Origin of the sequence: Staphylococcus sp. FSL W8-1268, assembly GCF_038003965.1 — a bacterium.
Classification (GTDB): domain Bacteria; phylum Bacillota; class Bacilli; order Staphylococcales; family Staphylococcaceae; genus Staphylococcus; species Staphylococcus hominis.
The window spans coordinates 1,445,765-1,464,966 of the sequence record NZ_JBBOQE010000001.1 but is presented as its reverse complement, the minus strand read 5'-3'; the positions used below and the strand labels follow the sequence as shown (position 1 = coordinate 1,464,966).

Below are 19,202 nucleotides of genomic sequence, written 5' to 3'. Positions count from 1 at the left end.
AACTGTGCCAAGTCAGACTTTGGTACAGTTTTTTAATTTGCTTATTCAATGCCATTATTTAGTATGATAAAATGATAGATGATTTCTTAAATAACCTATATAATATAACAGAAATGATCAGGCTCGGAGGAAAGACCATGTTTAGAAAGCTAATAAAAAGAAATAAGACTAAAATCAATCAAAATGATGATTTAGATATACATAATTTACCTGAACATATAGCAATTATCATGGACGGAAATGGTCGTTGGGCAAAAAAGCGTAAAATGCCTAGAATTAAAGGTCACTATGAAGGTATGCAAACCATAAAAAAAGTGACACGTCAAGCAAGTCATTTAGGTATTAAATATTTAACTTTATACGCTTTTTCAACGGAAAATTGGTCAAGACCTGAAAGTGAAGTTAATTATATCATGAATTTACCTGTGAATTTCTTAAAAACATTTCTACCAGAACTTATAGAGAAAAATGTTAAGATAGAAACTATTGGTTTTTTAGATGCAGTACCTCAATCAACAATTGAGGCAATTAATTATGCTAAAGAAAAAACCAAAAATAATACAGGATTGAAATTAGTATTTGCCATTAATTATGGTGGACGAGCTGAACTTGTTCAAAGTATGAAATCAATTTATGATGAACTTCAACGTAATGGTCAAAACAGTGATGATATTGATGAATTGATGATTTCCAAACATTTAATGACCCATCCATATCCAGATCCAGATTTATTAATACGTACATCTGGAGAACAACGCCTTAGTAACTTCTTAATTTGGCAAGCTTCGTATAGTGAATTTATTTTTAATGAGAAGTTATGGCCAGACTTTGATGGTGAAGAATTAAAACAATGTATAAAAATATATCAATCTCGCCAAAGACGTTTTGGAGGATTAAGTGAGGAGTAAATTATGAAAGTAAGAACATTGACCGCGATTATAGCATTGCTTATTTTTCTACCTATATTATTAAAAGGTGGAACTGTTTTAATGCTTTTTGCTTATTTGCTGGCGCTAATTGCTTTAAAAGAATTGTTAAATATGAATATGATTACATTTTTATCAATTCCAGGTAGTTTTAGTGCTTTAGCGCTTATCATTATTATGCTTCCTCAGTCTGCCGGAGATTGGGTGAGTGATGTTCAATTAAAAAGTTTAATTGCAATGAGCTTCATACTATTAAGTTATACTGTACTTTCGAAAAATAGATTTAGCTTTATGGACGCTGCATTTTGTTTAATGTCTGTAGCATACGTTGGAATAGGATTTATGTATTTTTACGCTACACGTTCTTATGGTTTACATTATATACTTTTTGCATTCTTGATCGTATGGTTAACAGATACTGGCGCATATATATTTGGACGATTAATGGGAAAACACAAATTATGGCCAGTGATTAGTCCAAATAAAACGATTGAAGGTTTTATTGGAGGACTCATTTGTAGTTTAATTGTTCCACTTGTAATGATGTTTTTTGTAGATTTTCATCTGAATATTTGGCTGTTATTATTAATTACAATTATTTTAAGTGTATTTGGTCAATTAGGTGACTTAGTAGAATCTGGTTTTAAACGTCATTTTGGTGTTAAAGATTCAGGCAGAATCTTGCCAGGACATGGTGGTATTTTAGATAGATTTGACAGCTTTATGTTTGTTTTACCACTGTTAAACATTCTATTACTACAAATGTAATAAAAAATTAATGTTTTATTTATTTATGAAAAGCATATAATGATATAATTGAGGAGTTATTGAGTTCACATTTGATTAATATTATACAATCGTGTACTTTATAGCTCTTTTTTTAAAACTGTTTTTTTATACTAGGAATTATTATAAAATTTAAAATCTTATAATCTAGATAATTTAAATATTAAAATTAATTGAGGTGTTGTAAGTGAGTTACTTAATCACAATCGTCTCATTTATTATCGTATTTGGTGTACTCGTTACAGTACATGAATATGGACATATGTTTTTTGCAAAACGTGCAGGTATTATGTGTCCAGAATTTGCGATTGGAATGGGACCCAAAATTTTCAGTTTTCGTAAAGATGAAACGTTATATACAATACGTTTACTTCCAGTTGGTGGATATGTAAGAATGGCAGGAGATGGGTTAGAAGAACCACCAATTCAGCCAGGAATGAATGTTAAAATAAAACTAAATGAACAAGATGAAATTACACATATTATTTTAGATGATCAACATAAATTCCAAAAAATTGAAGCGATTGAAGTTAAACGATGTGATTTTAAAGATGATTTATATATTGAAGGTATTACAGCATATGATAATGAAAGACATCATTTTAATATTGCTAAAAAAGCTTATTTTGTTGAAAATGGTAGTTTAATTCAAATTGCACCAAGGCATCGTCAATTTACACATAAAAAACCATTACCTAAGTTTTTAACTTTATTTGCGGGCCCATTATTTAACTTTATTTTAGCTCTCGTACTGTTTATTGGCTTAGCTTATTATCAAGGTACGCCTACCCCTACGGTAAAACAATTAGCAGACCATTATCCAGCACAAGAAGCTGGATTAAAACCTGGAGATAAAATTGTTCAAGTTGGACACTATAAAATTAACGATTTTAGCGATATTCAAAATGCACTTAATAAAACGAAAGACCATCAAACAACAATTAAAATTGTACGAGATGGTCACACCAAATCACTAGATGTTACACCTAAAAAACAAGTGATTAAACAAACAAAATTAAATTCTAAAACTTCTTATGTATTAGGTTTTCAACCTGCGAATGAACATTCACTATTTAAGCCATTAGCATTAGGCGTACAACAATTTTTTGATGCAAGTGTACTTATTTTTAAAGCAGTTGGAACAATGATTGGAAGTATTTTTACAGGTGGCTTTACTTTTGACATGTTAAATGGTCCAGTTGGTATTTATCACAATGTAGATTCTGTAGTAAAACAAGGTATTATTGCATTAACATACTATACGGCATTGTTGAGTGTTAACTTAGGGATTATGAACTTATTACCTATTCCAGCTTTAGATGGTGGTAGAATTTTATTTGTTATTTATGAAGCGATATTTAGAAGACCAGTAAATAAAAGAGCTGAAACTGCAATTATTGCTGTTGGAGCTATATTTGTAGTGATTATTATGGTCTTAGTCACTTGGAATGATATACAACGTTATTTCTTATAATTTAGGAGGATAAAAAATGAAACAATCGAAAGTCTTTATACCAACAATGAGAGAAGTCCCTTCTGAAGCTGAGGCTTTAAGTCATCAGTTGTTATTAAAAGCAGGTTTAATTAAACAAAGCACAAGTGGTATTTATAGTTATTTACCATTAGCAACACGTGTACTAAATCATATTTCTAGAATCATTCGTGAAGAAATGGAAAATATTGATGCAGTTGAGATTTTAATGCCAGCATTACAGCAAGCAGAACTTTGGGAAGAGTCAGGACGTTGGGGGGCTTATGGTCCTGAATTAATGCGATTAAAAGACCGTAATGGAAGAGAATTTGCTTTAGGACCTACTCATGAAGAAGTAGTGACTTCTATCGTTAGAGACGAATTAAAGTCTTATAAACAATTACCATTAACATTATTCCAAATTCAATCTAAGTTCCGTGATGAAAAACGTCCACGTTTTGGTTTATTACGTGGAAGAGAATTCATCATGAAAGATGCTTATTCTTTCCATGCTGATGAAGCATCATTAGATCAAACGTATCAAGATATGTATAATGCTTATAGTCGTATTTTCAAACGTGTTGGAATTAACGCGCGTCCAGTAGTAGCTGATTCTGGTGCTATTGGTGGTCATCATACACATGAATTTATGGCTTTAAGTGAAATTGGTGAAGATACGATTGTGTATAGTGAAAATAGTGATTATGCAGCAAACATTGAAAAAGCTGAAGTTAAGTATTATCCCAATGAGAAACATACAGACATTAAATCACTAGAGAAAATAGAAACACCAAATATTAAAACAGCTCAAGAATTAGCTGACTTTTTAAATCGTCCAATTGATGAAATTGTAAAAACAATGATTTTCAAAGTGGATGGTGAATTCATGATGTTCTTAGTAAGAGGTCATCATGAGCTCAATGATGTGAAGGTGAAAGCATACTTTGAAACTGATAGTGTGGAAATGGCGACTCAAGATGAAATTGTAAATTTACTTGGAGCAAATCCTGGTTCATTAGGACCTATTCATAATAAAGACATTAAAATTATTGCTGATAATTTTGTTAAAGATTTAAATAACATAGTGATAGGTGCTAATGAAGATGGCTATCACTATATTAATGCAAATGTTGAGCGTGATTTTAATATCGATGAATACGGAGATTTTAGATTTATTTTAGAAGGTGAACCATTAAGTGATGGTTCTGGAAATGCAAAATTTGCAGAAGGTATTGAAGTTGGACAAGTATTTAAACTTGGAACGAAATATTCTGAAGCAATGAATGCTAAATTTTTAGACAATCAAGGTAAAGCTCAACCTTTAATTATGGGTTGCTATGGTATCGGAGTGTCTAGAACATTAAGTGCGATTGTTGAGCAAAATAATGATGAAAATGGTATTATTTGGCCAAAGTCAGTCACTCCATTTGATTTACATTTAATTACAATCAATCCTAAAAAAGAAGAACAACTTGAATTAGGAGATAAATTATACTCAGAATTGCAATCTAAATATGATGTACTTTATGATGATCGTAAAGAACGTGCAGGCGTTAAATTTAATGATGCTGATTTAATTGGTTTACCGATAAGAATTGTTGTAGGTAAAAATGCAAGTGAAGGCATTGTTGAAGTTAAAGTGCGTCAAACGGGTGAAAGTGAAGAAGTTCATATTAATGAATTAGACAATCACATTGCTTCACTCTATGAAAAACTATAGGTACACATGAATAAAAATGGTTGGAACATTTTGTTGTTTCCAACCTCTTTTATTGTTTTTATTAGTTAAACTGTAATCATGAAAAATAAATGTGGAAGTAGTATAATATAAATCAAGTTTTTTAAAGTAAATGATAAGTTCGAAATAAGGTGGTTATTCTTTGTGGCAATGACAAGTCAGGAAAAATTTAGAGTACTTGCCGATCAAATTAAGATTTCAAATCAATTGGATAAAGAAATACTTGAAAAAGGTGAACTCACACGAATAGATGTATCAAATAAAAATAGAAGTTGGGAATTTCAGATTACGTTACCTTATTTTCTTTCAAATGAAGATTATTTAATCTTTACTCATGCAATTAAAGAAGAGTTTAAAGATATTGCACATGTGGACTGGCATTTTACAATTCAAAATACATCGAATCAAGATGAACATGTGATTAAATATTTTGGACATTGTATTGAACACACAGCTTTATCACCAAAAGTGAAGGGTCAACTTAAACAAAAACGTTTAATTATGTCAGGCAATGTTTTAAAAATAATGACTTCAAATGATATTGAAAGAAATCATTTTGATAAAGTATGTAATGGTAGTTTAGTAAAAGCATTTCAAAAATGTGGCTTTGATATAGATAAAGTAATATTTGAAACTGACGATTCGAATAGAGATGAAGATCTTGCTTCATTAGAGGCCCATATTCAAGAAGAAGATCAACAAAGTGCTAAAGAAGCTACAGAAAAAATTGAAAAAATAAAAGCTGAAAAAGCAAAACAACAAGATAATAACGGTAGTAGTGTTGAAAAATGTCAAATAGGAAAGCCCATTCACGTTGAAAATATTAAACCTATTGAAACAATTATTGAAGAAGAATTTAAAGTAGCCATTGAAGGGGTTATTTTTGATATTAATATTAAAGAACTAAAAAGTGGACGTCACATCGTTGAACTTAAAGTGACAGACTATACAGATTCTTTAGTATTAAAAATGTTTACTAGAAAAAATAAGGATGATTTAAATCACTTTAAAGCCTTAAGTGTAGGTAAATGGGTGCGTGCACAAGGTCGTATAGAAGAAGATACATTTGTCCGTGATTTAGTCATGATGATGTCAGATATTGAAGAAATCAAAAAGACACCTAAACAAGATAAAGCAGAAGAGAAACGTGTTGAATTTCATTTACATTCATCAATGAGTCAAATGGATGGTATTCCAAACATCAGTGCGTATGTTAATCAGGCTGCAGCATGGGGACATAAAGCAATAGCTGTTACTGACCATAACGTGGTTCAAGCTTTTCCTGATGCTCACAGTGCAGCGGAAAAAAATGGAATTAAAATGATTTACGGGATGGAAGGCATGTTAGTCGATGATGGTGTGCCTATTGCCTATAAACCGACCGATAGAAATTTAAAAGATGCGACATATGTAGTGTTTGACGTCGAAACAACAGGCTTATCTAATCAATATGATCAAATTATTGAACTTGCTGCTGTCAAAGTTAAAGATGGCGAAATTATAGATAAATTTGAAAGATTTAGTAATCCACATGAAAAATTATCAGAAACAATAATTAATCTGACACACATTACAGATGACATGCTAGTGGATGCACCAGAAATTGAAGAAGTACTAACAGAATTTAAGGAATGGGTAGGAGATGCGATTTTTGTAGCGCATAATGCTTCATTCGATATGGGCTTTATTGATACAGGGTACGAACGATTAGGTTTTGGTCCATCAACTAATGGAGTGATTGATACCCTTGAATTATCACGTACTATTAACACTGAATATGGTAAACATGGGTTAAATTTCTTAGCTAAAAAATATGGCGTTGAACTCACTCAACACCATAGAGCGATTTATGATACTGAAGCAACAGCTTATATTTTCATTAAAATGGTTCAACAAATGAAAGAATTAGGTGTGGCTAATCATAAAGATATTAATAAAAAATTATCAAATGAAGATGCCTATAAACGTGCACGACCAACCCATGTCACACTCATAGTTCAAAATCAAGATGGACTTAAGAATTTATTTAAAATCGTAAGTGCTTCTTTAGTAAAATATTATTATAGAACACCTAGAATTCCACGATCATTATTAAATGAATATCGAGAAGGCATTTTAGTTGGTACAGCTTGTGATGAAGGGGAATTATTTACAGCTGTGATGCAACGTGATCAATCTGAAGTTGAAAAAATAGCAAAGTATTATGATTTTATAGAAGTACAACCACCTAAACTTTATCAAGATTTAATCGATCGTGAATTAATTCGTGATACTGAAACATTGTATGAAATATATGATCGTATTTTAAAAGCGGGAGAAAGTACAGGAATACCTGTGATAGCTACTGGTAATGCTCATTACCTATTTGAGCATGATGCTATTGCTCGTAAAATTTTAATTGCATCACAACCAGGTAATCCATTAAATCGTTCCACACTTCCAGAAGCACATTTTAGAACAACAGATGAAATGTTAGGTGAATTTCATTTCTTAGGAGAAGATAAAGCCTATGATATTGTTGTTAAAAATACGAATGAATTAGCAGACCGAATTGAGAAAGTCATTCCAATTAAAGATCAATTATTTACACCACGTATGGAGGGCGCTAATGAAGAAATACGTGAATTAAGCTATACAAATGCAAAAAAATTGTATGGTGATGACTTACCGCAAATTGTAATTGATCGTCTCGAAAAAGAATTAGATAGTATTATTGGTAATGGCTTTTCAGTTATCTATCTCATATCACAACGGTTAGTTAAAAAATCATTAGATGATGGATATTTGGTAGGGTCACGTGGTTCTGTAGGTTCGAGCTTTGTTGCAACAATGACAGAGATTACAGAAGTGAATCCGCTCCCTCCACACTATATATGTCCACATTGTAAGACGAGTGAATTTTTTGATGATGGATCGGTAGGTTCTGGCTTCGACTTACCTGATAAAACGTGTGAAACATGTGGTGGCGAATTAATTAAAGAAGGTCAAGATATTCCATTTGAGACTTTCTTAGGATTTAAAGGAGATAAAGTGCCAGATATTGACTTGAACTTTAGTGGTGAATATCAACCGCATGCCCATAACTATACGAAAGTACTTTTTGGAGAAGATAAAGTATTCCGAGCAGGTACAATTGGTACAGTGGCTGAAAAAACGGCATTTGGTTTCGTTAAAGGATATCTAAATGACCAAGGTATTCATAAACGTGGTGCGGAAATCGATAGACTTGTCAAAGGGTGTACAGGTGTTAAACGTACAACTGGACAGCATCCAGGAGGAATTATTGTAGTTCCTGATTATATGGATATTTACGATTTTACACCGATACAATATCCAGCAGATGATCAAAGTGCACCTTGGATGACAACACACTTTGATTTCCACTCGATTCATGATAATGTGTTAAAACTTGATATACTTGGACACGATGATCCTACAATGATACGTATGTTACAAGATTTATCGGGTATCGATCCTAAAACGATTCCTGTTGATGATAAGGAGACAATGCAAATATTTAGTAGTCCGGCCTCTTTAGGTGTAACAGAAGAGGATATTTTATGTAAGACAGGCACATTTGGTGTACCTGAATTTGGTACAGGTTTCGTTCGTCAAATGTTAGAAGACACTAAGCCAACAACATTTTCTGAACTTGTACAAATTTCAGGATTATCACATGGTACCGATGTGTGGCTTGGTAATGCGCAAGAGTTAATTCGCTCAGGCATCTGCGATTTATCTAGTGTAATTGGTTGTCGTGACGATATTATGGTATATCTTATGTATGCTGGACTTGAACCATCAATGGCCTTCAAAACAATGGAGTCTGTGCGTAAAGGTAAAGGACTTACGGATGAAATGATAGATGCGATGAAAGCGAATGATGTACCTGATTGGTATTTAGATTCATGCTTAAAAATTAAATACATGTTCCCTAAAGCTCATGCAGCTGCTTACGTACTTATGGCTGTACGTATTGCATACTTTAAAGTGCATCATCCGTTATACTATTATGCAGCATATTTTACAATTCGTGCATCAGACTTTGATTTAATTACAATGATTAAAGATAAAGAAAGTATTAAGAACACAGTTAAAGATATGTATTCTCGTTATATGGATTTAGGAAAAAAAGAAAAAGATGTATTAACAGTATTAGAAATAATGAATGAAATGGCACATCGTGGGTTTAAAATGCAGCCGATTAGCTTAGAAAAAAGTCAAGCTTTTGATTTTATTATTGAAGATGATACATTGATCCCACCATTTATTGCTGTGCCAGGATTAGGGGAAAATGTAGCTAAACGTATTGTTGAGGCACGTGAAGACGGGCCGTTTTTATCCAAAGAAGACCTTAATAAAAAAGCAGGTTTATCTCAAAAAATTATTGAATACCTTGATGATTTAGGTTCATTACCAGATTTACCAGATAAAGCACAGTTGTCCATTTTTGATATGTAAATGGAGAACTTAGATGTATTAATAGTAGCTTCATTTGTTTAAGTATATAAAGTATGTTATAATTAATTTGTGTAAAAATTTAGACTCAGGCAGAAAGAGTGGGCATATACCCGCTCTTTTCTATTTGCCAAAAAAGGAGGCCTGTATGAGTAAAATTACTGAAGAAGTAGAAACTATCATTACTCCCATTTTAGATGATTTAAACTTTGAATTAGTTGATGTTGAATATGCAAAAGAAGGCAAAGATCGTTTTTTGAGAATCTCTATTGATAAAGAAGGTGGCGTAGATTTAAATGATTGTACGCTTGCTTCTGAAAAAATAAGTGAAGCAATGGATCAAAATGATCCTATTCCTGAAATGTATTATCTTGATGTAGCTTCACCTGGAGCTGAACGTCCACTAAAAAAAGAAAAAGATTATCAAAATGCGATAGAGCAACCTGTATTTGTATCTCTTTATGCGCCAATTGAAGGTGATAAAGAATGGTTAGGCATTCTGAAGTCTGTCGATGATGACACAATAACTATGGAAGTTAAAGAAAAATCAAAGAAAAAAACAATTGAGATACCAAGAAATAAAATTGCAAAAGCACGTCACGCTGTAATGATTTAACGTGATGAGGAGGAATAATTGTGGCAAGTAATGAATTATTATTAGCAACTGAATACTTAGAAAAGGAAAAGAAAATTCCAAGAGAAGTTTTGATTGATGCAATTGAAGCAGCTTTAATTACTGCATATAAGAAAAATTATGATAGTGCTAGAAACGTTCGTGTAGAATTAAATATGGATGAAGGCACATTTAAAGTCATCGCACGTAAAGAAGTTGTAGAAGAAGTATTTGATGATCGTGAAGAAGTTGATTTAAGCACTGCTTTAGTTAAAAATCCTGCTTATGAAATAGGTGATATTTACGAAGAAGATGTCACACCTAAAGACTTTGGTCGTGTTGGTGCACAGGCTGCTAAACAAGCAGTAATGCAACGTTTAAGAGATGCTGAAAGAGAAATTTTATACTCTGAGTTTATTGATAAAGAAGAAGATATTTTAACAGGTGTGATTGATCGTGTTGATCATCGATATGTGTATGTTAATTTAGGTAGAATCGAAGCGGTTTTATCTGAAGCTGAAAGAAGTCCTAATGAGACATACGTTCCAAATGAAAGAATTAAAGTCTATGTTAATAAAGTAGAGCAAACAACAAAAGGTCCACAAATTTATGTGTCAAGAAGTCATCCGGGTTTATTAAAACGTTTATTTGAACAAGAAGTCCCAGAAATTTATGATGGAACTGTTATTGTGAAATCAGTTGCACGTGAAGCAGGAGATCGTTCTAAAATTAGTGTATACTCTGAAAATCCAGATATAGATGCAGTGGGAGCTTGTGTAGGTGCAAAAGGTTCACGTGTTGAAGCGGTTGTTGAAGAATTAGGTGGGGAAAAAATCGATATTGTTCAATGGGATGAAGATCCAAACGTTTTTGTACGTAATGCTTTAAGCCCATCACAAGTTTTAGAAGTTATTGTTGATGAAGATAACCAATCTACTGTAGTGGTAGTACCTGATTATCAATTATCATTAGCTATTGGTAAACGAGGACAAAATGCGCGCTTAGCTGCCAAACTGACAGGATGGAAAATTGATATTAAATCTGAAACAGATGCTCGCGAAGCAGGAATTTATCCTATAATTGAATCTGAAGAAAAAGCTGATGAAATAGTATTTTCTGAAGATAAAGATATTGAAATTGATGACATCAATTTAGAAGAAACAAACTTAACAACAACTGAATTATCAGCGGAAGTTGATGAAACTTCAAATGAAGCACAAGACGCTTCAGATAATAAAGAAGAACATTAATACGTTTAAGCATGTGGGGTGAGTAGTAAATGAAGAAGAAGAAAATTCCAATGCGCAAATGCATCATCACGAATGAAATGCGTCCTAAAAAAGACATGATTCGAGTAGTAATTAATAAAGAAGGCGAAATTTTCGCTGATGGTACTGGAAAACAACAAGGTAGAGGTGCATATGTTTCAAAAGATGTTAAAAGCGTAGAAGATGCTCAAAAAAATGGTGTACTCGAGAAATATTTTAATGAAAGTCCTGAAAAATTAGATCCTGTATATAAAGAAGTAATTCGATTAATTTATAGAGAAGAGATTCCTAAATGACAAAAGAACAGATATTTAATTTTTTAGGCTTAGCGATGAGAGCTAGAAAAGTTAAAGTTGGAGAATCAGTACTCATATCAGAAATAAAAAAACGTAATATTAAGCTTGTGATTTTATCTACTGATGCTTCAGATAACGCTAAAAAGAATATAAAGAATAAATGTGACACATATCATGTTCCATTTAGAGTTTTCGGTACGAGAGTAGAATTAGGACAATCATTAGGCAAAGAAGAACGTGTAAATGTTGGCGTAACAGATTCAGGTTTTGCCAAAAAACTTATGTCGATGATTGATGAATATTGTAAGGAGTGATTATATGAGTAAAAAGAGAATTTACGAATATGCGAAAGAAGTAAATGTTAAAAGTAAAGAGATTATAGATGAGTTAAAGAAAATGGACGTTGAAGTATCCAATCACATGCAAGCATTAGAAGATGACCAAATTAAGATGCTTAATAAAAAGTTCAAATCATCAAAAAATGAAGAAAATAAAAAACAAAACACTCAAAATAATCACCAAAAACAGCAAAATAAAAAAGATAATAATCAAAACAAATCTAATTCAAAGAAAAAAAACAATAAAAATAGCAAAAACAATAAAAACAACAAAAATAATAAAAAAGGTAAGAATAACAAACCTGCTACTGAACCCAAAGAAATGCCTTCAAAAATCACGTACGAGGAAGGTATTACAGTAGGAGAACTTGCTGATAAATTAAATATCGAATCATCTGACATTATTAAAAAATTATTTTTATTAGGTATTGTTGCTAACATTAACCAATCATTAGATGAAGAAACATTAGAACTTATCGCAGATGATTATGGTGTTGAAATTGAAAAAGAAGTTGTTGTTAATGAAGAAGACCTAACAACTTATTTTGATGATGAAGAAGACGACCCAGATGCAATTGAACGACCAGCAGTTGTAACAATTATGGGACACGTTGACCATGGTAAAACAACATTACTAGACTCAATTAGAAATACTAAAGTAACAGCAGGAGAAGCAGGCGGTATCACACAACACATTGGCGCATATCAAATTGAAAATAATGGTAAAAAAATTACTTTCTTAGATACACCTGGACATGCAGCTTTCACAACAATGCGTGCACGTGGTGCTCAAGTAACAGATATCACTATTTTAGTAGTAGCAGCAGATGATGGCGTTATGCCTCAAACAATTGAAGCAATTAACCATGCTAAAGAAGCGGATGTACCAACAATTGTTGCGGTCAACAAAGTTGATAAACCAACTGCAAATCCAGACCGAGTGATGCAAGAGTTAACTGAATATGGTTTAATTCCAGAAGATTGGGGTGGCGACACAATCTTTGTACCACTTTCAGCATTAAATGGTGATGGTATTGATGACTTATTAGAAATGATTGGTTTAGTTGCCGAAGTACAAGAATTAAAAGCTAATCCTGATAAGCAAGCAGTAGGTACTGTTATTGAAGCAGAATTAGATAAATCACGTGGACCAGCTGCGTCATTATTAGTTCAAAATGGTACGTTGCATGTAGGTGATTCAATTGTAGTTGGTAATACGTATGGTCGCGTAAGAGCTATGGTAAATGATTTGGGTCAAAGAATCAAAACAGCTGGGCCTTCTACACCGGTTGAAATTACTGGTATTAACGATGTACCTCAAGCAGGTGACCGCTTCGTTATTTTCAAAGATGAAAAACAAGCGCGTCGTATTGGTGAAGCTCGTCATGAAGCAAATGTGATTCAACAACGTCAAGAAAGCAAAAATGTTTCATTAGACAATTTATTCGAACAAATGAAACAAGGCGAAATGAAAGATCTTAATGTCATTATTAAAGGCGATGTACAAGGTTCTGTAGAAGCTTTAGCTGCATCTCTTATGAAAATTGATGTTGAAGGCGTAAATGTTCGTATTATTCATACAGCTGTAGGGGCAATCAATGAATCAGATGTTACATTAGCTAATGCCTCAAATGGTATTATTGTTGGATTTAACGTACGTCCTGATGCAGGTGCGAAACGTGCAGCAGAAGCTGAAAATGTTGATATGCGTCTTCATAGAGTCATCTATAATGTTATAGAAGAAATTGAATCAGCGATGAAAGGTTTATTAGATCCTGAATTTGAAGAACAAGTTATCGGACAAGCTGAAGTACGTCAAACATTCAAAGTTTCAAAAGTTGGAACAATTGCCGGTAGTTACGTAACTGAAGGTAAAATCACTCGTAACGCAGGCGTACGTGTCATTCGTGATGGTATCGTTCAATTCGAAGGTGAACTTGATACGTTAAAACGTTTTAAAGATGACGCTAAAGAAGTATCACAAGGTTACGAATGTGGTATTACAATTGCAAACTTTAATGACATTAAAGAAGGTGACATTATTGAAGCATTCGAAATGGTAGAAATTGAAAGATAACTCATTTGTAAAGAGCTGAAGTGTATATGATATAGGTAGCCACTTTAGCCTTCTTTTCTAAATATATGTTAAATAATAAAGAGGTGACATATCCATGAGTAATATGAGAGCTGAACGTGTTGGCGAACAAATGAAAAAAGAAGTTATGGATATCATTAATAATAAAGTTAAAGATCCAAGAGTAGGATTTATTACTATTACTGACGTTGAATTAACAAATGATTTATCACAAGCCAAAGTTTTTTTAACAGTGCTTGGCAATAAAAAGGAAGTTAATGATACGTTTAAAGCTTTAGATAAAGCAAAAGGATTCATTAAATCTGAGCTAGGTTCAAGAATGAGATTACGTATAGTACCAGAGTTATTCTTTGAATATGATGAATCAATTGAATACGGTAATAAAATTGAAAAAATGATTCAAGATTTACACAAACAAGATAAATAATACTTTATCATTGTTATTAATCAGTGACATTCAATCAAATAACTTCAGAAAAAGAAATTTAGATGTAACATATAATGGGGGTAGGACGATAACATTTACATGAATTCAGTCCTACTCCTTTTTATATGATTAATACTGATAAAACATGGATAAGACATTAGATGATTTAATAATACATAGTGAGACATAATAAACTAAAGGGTGTGAAAAAATGTACAACGGTATATTACCAGTGTATAAAGAGCGTGGTTTAACCAGTCATGATGTTGTATTTAAACTTAGAAAAATCTTAAAAACTAAAAAGATAGGTCATACTGGAACATTAGATCCTGAAGTTTCAGGTGTACTACCTATCTGTATAGGGACAGCAACAAGAGTGAGCGACTATGTCATGGATATGGGGAAATCTTATCAAGCAACCATTACATTAGGTGAAAGTACGACAACTGAAGATCAAACTGGAGAAGTAATAGAAAAAGTAAATATAGCGGCGAATACGATTACTTCTATAGAAGTTGATCGTGTTTTAGAAGAATTTAAAGGAGTAATAGAGCAGATTCCTCCAATGTATTCCTCTGTAAAAGTAAATGGAAAAAAATTATATGAATATGCTAGAAAAGGAGAAACTATTGAACGGCCAAAACGACAAGTTAAAATTGATGAAATTGAACGAATATCTGATTTAACATTTATAGAACAAACATGTCATTTTGATATAAAAGTAACGTGTGGAAAAGGTACCTATATCAGAACGTTAGCAACAGATATTGGCAAAGCTTTAGGCTATCCTGCTCATATGTCGTTGTTAACTCGTATAAATTCGGGTGGATTTAATATAAATGAGAGTTTATCACTTGAAAAAATTTCTGAATTACATGAGCATGAAACATTACAACATTATCTATTTCCTATAGAATATGGTTTGAAAAGTTTACAACATGTAGTCATTGATGATGACACTTTAAAGTATAGAATCTTAAATGGTCAAAAACTCCTAAAAAAAGATTTTACTCTATCATTAGAAAAGCAATTTGTGTTTATTGATAAGATAAGTGAAAAAGCATTAGCCATTTATGAACATCATCCTGACAAAATTAACGAAATAAAGCCTAAAAAAGTATTTAATTAAAGGAGCCTTTGATTGATATGAAAGTGATAGAAATAACACATCCAATACAAAATGAACAACTCATAAAAGAAGATGTTGCAATGGCATTTGGTTTTTTTGACGGTATGCATCGTGGTCACAGTAAAGTATTTGAAGCATTAGATATACGTGCAAAAGAAAAAAATTTAAAAAAGGCAGTAACAACATTTGATCCGCATCCATCAGTAGTATTAAATCCTGAACGTAAACGTACAGATTACTTAACGCCACTATCTGATAAATTAGAAATGATAGAACAGCATGATATTGATTATTGTATTGTTATCAATTTCTCATCACGTTTTGCTAACGTCACAGCTGAAGAGTTTATCAAAGACTATATTATTAATAATCATGTTAAAGAAGTTGTTGCAGGATTTGATTTTACATTTGGTAAATTTGGTAAAGGAAATATGGCCGTGTTAAATGAAATAGATGAATTTAATACTACAATAGTCGGTAAATTAGATTTAGATTCTGAAAAAATTTCAACAACATCAATTAGACAAGCGTTACATGAAGGCAATCTACAAAAAGCTAATGATGAATTAGGTTATTTATATCGAATTAAAGGTACAGTTGTTCAAGGAGAAAAAAGAGGTCGAACAATCGGTTTTCCAACAGCTAATGTCCAACCTAGCGATGATTATGTACTTCCTAAAAAAGGGGTATATGCGGTAAGTATTGAAATAGGTGCCGAACACAAAATATATCGTGGGGTAGCTAACGTAGGTGTTAAGCCGACATTCCACGATCCATCTAAAGCAGAAGTGGTGATAGAGGTGAATATTTTTGATTTTGAAGAAAATATTTATGGAGAACGTGTAATCGTATATTGGCACCATTATTTAAGACCAGAGGTAAAATTTGATGGTATAGATGCTTTAGTCAGTCAAATGAATGATGATAAAGAACGTGCAAAATATCTTTTAGCAGTTGATTTTGGTGATGATGTATCGTATAATATTTAAAGTTGAGTTTTTGAAAAACTTATTACTATTGAATCCTTTATCTTGGCAGGTTGAAACTCCGACGCCTTGCTCAGATTAAGGTGTAAACAAAAATTAGGAGGAATTTAATTATGGCTATTACTCAAGAACGTAAAAATGAAATTATTAAAGAATATCGTGTACACGAAACAGATACTGGTTCACCAGAAGTACAAATCGCTGTTTTAACTGCAGAAATCACTGCATTAAATGAACACTTACGTGAACACAAAAAAGATCACCATTCACGCCGTGGATTATTAAAAATGGTTGGTCGTCGTAGACATTTATTAAACTACTTACGTAGTAAAGATATTCAACGTTACCGTGAATTAATTAAATCATTAGGTATTCGTCGTTAATTTTAAATATATTGAAGGGAAAGCACCATTTAGATTGGTACTTTCCTTTTTTGTATTTTTATCATAAACACTAATATAAAAATATATAAATAAATGATATGATGTAAGTATTAGATTTCAGAGAGGAGATTCATAATGTCTCAAGAAAAGAAAGTGTTCAAAACCGAATGGGCTGGAAGATCGTTAACGATTGAGACAGGTCAATTAGCGAAACAAGCTAATGGTGCAGTTTTAGTACGTTATGGTGATACTGTTGTATTATCTACAGCAGTTGCTTCTAAAGAGCCACGTGATGGTGATTTTTTCCCCTTAACAGTTAACTATGAAGAAAAAATGTATGCGGCTGGTAAAATTCCAGGTGGATTTAAAAAACGCGAAGGTCGTCCTGGAGATGAAGCGACACTTACTGCACGTTTAATTGATAGACCAATTAGACCATTATTCCCTAAAGGTTATCGACATGACGTTCAAATTATGAATACTGTATTAAGTGCGGACCCAGACTGCTCCCCAGAAATGGCAGCAATGATTGGATCGTCAATGGCATTGAGCGTGTCTGATATTCCATTCCAAGGACCAATTGCCGGTGTTAATGTAGGATATATTGATGGAACATACGTGATTAATCCAACACTTGAACAAAAAGAAGTATCTCGTTTAGATTTAGAAGTTGCTGGTCATAAAGATGCTGTAAATATGGTTGAAGCAGGTGCGAGTGAAATTACAGAACAAGAAATGCTTGAAGCGATTTTCTTTGGTCATGAAGAGATAAAACGCTTAGTTGCTTTCCAAGAAGAAGTTGTTGAGCATATTCAACCTGTAAAAAAAGAATTTATTCCCGTTGAACGTGATGAAGAATTAGTACAACGAGTAAAATCTTTAACGGAAGAAAAAGGATTAAAAGAAACTGTATTAACGTTTGACAAACAACAACGTGATGAAAATTTAGATGCACTTAAAGCAGAAATCGCTACTGAATTTGTAGACGAAGCGGACCCAGAAAATGAGTTGCTTATCGATGAAGTATATGCAATCTTAAATGATTTAATAAAAGAAGAAGTTCGTCGATTAATTGCAGATGAAAAAATTAGACCTGATGGACGTAAACCAGATGAAATTCGTCCGCTTGAATCAGAAGTTGGTTTATTACCACGTGCACATGGTTCTGGATTGTTTACCCGTGGACAAACTCAAGCATTATCTGTACTTACTTTAGGAGCATTAGGAGACTATCAACTTATTGATGGATTAGGACCTGAAATTGAAAAACGTTTTATGCACCACTATAATTTTCCTAATTTCTCAGTAGGTGAAACGGGTCCAGTAAGAGCGCCAGGTCGTCGTGAAATTGGTCACGGTGCACTAGGTGAAAGAGCACTTAGATATATCATTCCTGACACTACAGAGTTTCCTTACACAATTCGTATTGTGAGTGAAGTATTAGAGTCAAATGGCTCATCTTCACAAGCTTCAATTTGTGGATCAACATTAGCGTTAATGGATGCTGGTGTACCTATTAAAGCTCCAGTAGCCGGTATTGCTATGGGTCTTGTCACTCGTGAAGACAGTTATACAATTTTAACTGATATTCAAGGTATGGAAGATGCCTTAGGTGATATGGACTTCAAAGTTGCTGGAACTAAAGAGGGTATTACTGCGATTCAAATGGATATCAAAATTGATGGTTTAACACGTGAAGTGATTGAAGAAGCTCTTGAACAAGCTCGTCAAGGTCGTTTAGCTATTATGGATCATATGTTACAAACAATCGATCAACCACGTAGTGAATTAAGTGCATATGCACCTAAGGTAGAAATTATGCATATCAAACCTGAAAAAATTCGTGATGTCATTGGTCCGGGTGGTAAAAAAATTAATGAAATTATTGACGAAACTGGCGTTAAGTTAGATATTGAACAAGATGGTACTATCTTTATTGGCGCTGTTGATCAAGAAATGATAAATAGAGCTCGAGAAATTATTAATGAAATTACACGCGAAGCTGAAGTGGGTCAAGTATATCATGCAAAAGTTAAGCGTATTGAAAAATATGGTGCTTTTGTAGAATTATTCCCAGGTAAAGATGCTTTATTACACATTTCTCAAATTTCTAAAGATAGAATAAATAAAGTTGAAGACGTTTTAAAAATCGGCGATACGATTGAAGTTAAAATTACAGAAATTGATAAACAAGGCCGTGTAAATGCGTCTCATAAAGTTTTAGATGAATAAATGGATGAAGTTAAGGTTAGGACAAAATGAAGTCCTAACCTTCTTTATATATATAA

At 32.7% G+C, this 19,202-nt stretch carries 15 protein-coding genes; all 15 read left to right on the top strand.

The annotated features are described in order from the left end of the window. Window positions 1-137 precede the first annotated feature (137 nt). A complete protein-coding gene (locus NST64_RS07405; RefSeq protein ID WP_002448749.1) occupies window positions 138-908 on the top strand; it encodes an isoprenyl transferase in 771 nt (256 codons plus the stop codon). Window positions 909-911: 3 nt separating this feature from the next. Further along, window positions 912-1,694: a phosphatidate cytidylyltransferase gene (locus tag NST64_RS07400; RefSeq protein WP_002448762.1), complete on the top strand. Its 783-nt coding sequence runs from the start codon at window positions 912-914 to the stop codon at window positions 1,692-1,694. 205 nt (window positions 1,695-1,899) lie between these two features. Beyond that, window positions 1,900-3,186, top strand: coding sequence for an RIP metalloprotease RseP (rseP, locus tag NST64_RS07395; protein WP_002488698.1), 1,287 nt, complete (start codon window positions 1,900-1,902; stop codon window positions 3,184-3,186). Window positions 3,187-3,202: 16 nt separating this feature from the next. Next, on the top strand, window positions 3,203-4,903 hold the full coding sequence (locus NST64_RS07390) for a proline--tRNA ligase (RefSeq protein ID WP_002488658.1): 1,701 nt from the start codon (window positions 3,203-3,205) through the stop codon (window positions 4,901-4,903). Window positions 4,904-5,071: 168 nt separating this feature from the next. After that, entirely contained in the window at window positions 5,072-9,382 is a 4,311-nt protein-coding gene (locus NST64_RS07385) for a PolC-type DNA polymerase III (protein ID WP_340731180.1), read from the top strand. A gap of 145 nt (window positions 9,383-9,527) precedes the next feature. Beyond that, window positions 9,528-9,995 (top strand): ribosome maturation factor RimP, encoded by a 468-nt coding sequence (gene rimP / locus NST64_RS07380; RefSeq protein ID WP_002448726.1) that lies wholly within the window; start codon window positions 9,528-9,530, stop codon window positions 9,993-9,995. A 20-nt stretch (window positions 9,996-10,015) separates the two neighbouring features. Beyond that, the gene (nusA, locus tag NST64_RS07375) at window positions 10,016-11,242 is read left to right on the top strand and encodes a transcription termination factor NusA (protein WP_002448783.1); all 1,227 of its coding nucleotides are present in this window, start codon (window positions 10,016-10,018) and stop codon (window positions 11,240-11,242) included. Window positions 11,243-11,271: 29 nt separating this feature from the next. Next, window positions 11,272-11,556 carry an RNase P modulator RnpM gene (gene rnpM / locus NST64_RS07370; protein ID WP_002448835.1) on the top strand — a complete coding sequence of 95 codons (285 nt, stop codon included), beginning with the start codon at window positions 11,272-11,274 and terminating at the stop codon, window positions 11,554-11,556. Continuing rightward, window positions 11,553-11,870, top strand: a complete 318-nt coding sequence (locus tag NST64_RS07365) for a YlxQ family RNA-binding protein (RefSeq protein WP_002448860.1) — start codon at window positions 11,553-11,555, stop codon at window positions 11,868-11,870. Before rnpM ends, NST64_RS07365 begins: the two co-directional genes overlap by 4 nt. 4 nt (window positions 11,871-11,874) lie before the next feature. Then, a complete protein-coding gene (gene infB / locus NST64_RS07360) occupies window positions 11,875-13,971 on the top strand; it encodes a translation initiation factor IF-2 (RefSeq protein WP_107632278.1) in 2,097 nt (698 codons plus the stop codon). A 94-nt stretch (window positions 13,972-14,065) separates the two neighbouring features. After that, on the top strand, window positions 14,066-14,416 hold the full coding sequence (gene rbfA, locus NST64_RS07355; protein ID WP_002448740.1) for a 30S ribosome-binding factor RbfA: 351 nt from the start codon (window positions 14,066-14,068) through the stop codon (window positions 14,414-14,416). Between the two features lie 211 nt (window positions 14,417-14,627). Then, window positions 14,628-15,545, top strand: coding sequence for a tRNA pseudouridine(55) synthase TruB (truB, locus tag NST64_RS07350; RefSeq protein WP_002455410.1), 918 nt, complete (start codon window positions 14,628-14,630; stop codon window positions 15,543-15,545). 17 nt (window positions 15,546-15,562) lie between these two features. Continuing rightward, entirely contained in the window at window positions 15,563-16,534 is a 972-nt protein-coding gene (gene ribF / locus NST64_RS07345; RefSeq protein ID WP_002448787.1) for a riboflavin biosynthesis protein RibF, read from the top strand. Between the two features lie 110 nt (window positions 16,535-16,644). Further along, on the top strand, window positions 16,645-16,914 hold the full coding sequence (rpsO, locus tag NST64_RS07340) for a 30S ribosomal protein S15 (RefSeq protein ID WP_002448819.1): 270 nt from the start codon (window positions 16,645-16,647) through the stop codon (window positions 16,912-16,914). A 135-nt stretch (window positions 16,915-17,049) separates the two neighbouring features. Continuing rightward, a complete protein-coding gene (gene pnp / locus NST64_RS07335; RefSeq protein ID WP_002455408.1) occupies window positions 17,050-19,146 on the top strand; it encodes a polyribonucleotide nucleotidyltransferase in 2,097 nt (698 codons plus the stop codon). The last annotated feature ends 56 nt before the right edge of the window (window positions 19,147-19,202 follow it).

Bases quoted from the DNA above. Each gene is read 5' to 3' on its own strand.
- rpsO (WP_002448819.1), top strand. From the start codon at position 16,645: ATGGCTATTACTCAAGAACGTAAAAATGAAATTATTAAAGAATATCGT.
- NST64_RS07390 (WP_002488658.1), top strand. From the start codon at position 3,203: ATGAAACAATCGAAAGTCTTTATACCAACAATGAGAGAAGTCCCTTCT.
- infB (WP_107632278.1), top strand. From the start codon at position 11,875: ATGAGTAAAAAGAGAATTTACGAATATGCGAAAGAAGTAAATGTTAAA.
- pnp (WP_002455408.1), top strand. From the start codon at position 17,050: ATGTCTCAAGAAAAGAAAGTGTTCAAAACCGAATGGGCTGGAAGATCG.
- NST64_RS07365 (WP_002448860.1), top strand. From the start codon at position 11,553: ATGACAAAAGAACAGATATTTAATTTTTTAGGCTTAGCGATGAGAGCT.
- ribF (WP_002448787.1), top strand. From the start codon at position 15,563: ATGAAAGTGATAGAAATAACACATCCAATACAAAATGAACAACTCATA.
- NST64_RS07385 (WP_340731180.1), top strand. From the start codon at position 5,072: ATGACAAGTCAGGAAAAATTTAGAGTACTTGCCGATCAAATTAAGATT.
- truB (WP_002455410.1), top strand. From the start codon at position 14,628: ATGTACAACGGTATATTACCAGTGTATAAAGAGCGTGGTTTAACCAGT.
- rnpM (WP_002448835.1), top strand. From the start codon at position 11,272: ATGAAGAAGAAGAAAATTCCAATGCGCAAATGCATCATCACGAATGAA.
- NST64_RS07400 (WP_002448762.1), top strand. From the start codon at position 912: ATGAAAGTAAGAACATTGACCGCGATTATAGCATTGCTTATTTTTCTA.
- rbfA (WP_002448740.1), top strand. From the start codon at position 14,066: ATGAGTAATATGAGAGCTGAACGTGTTGGCGAACAAATGAAAAAAGAA.
- rimP (WP_002448726.1), top strand. From the start codon at position 9,528: ATGAGTAAAATTACTGAAGAAGTAGAAACTATCATTACTCCCATTTTA.
- NST64_RS07405 (WP_002448749.1), top strand. From the start codon at position 138: ATGTTTAGAAAGCTAATAAAAAGAAATAAGACTAAAATCAATCAAAAT.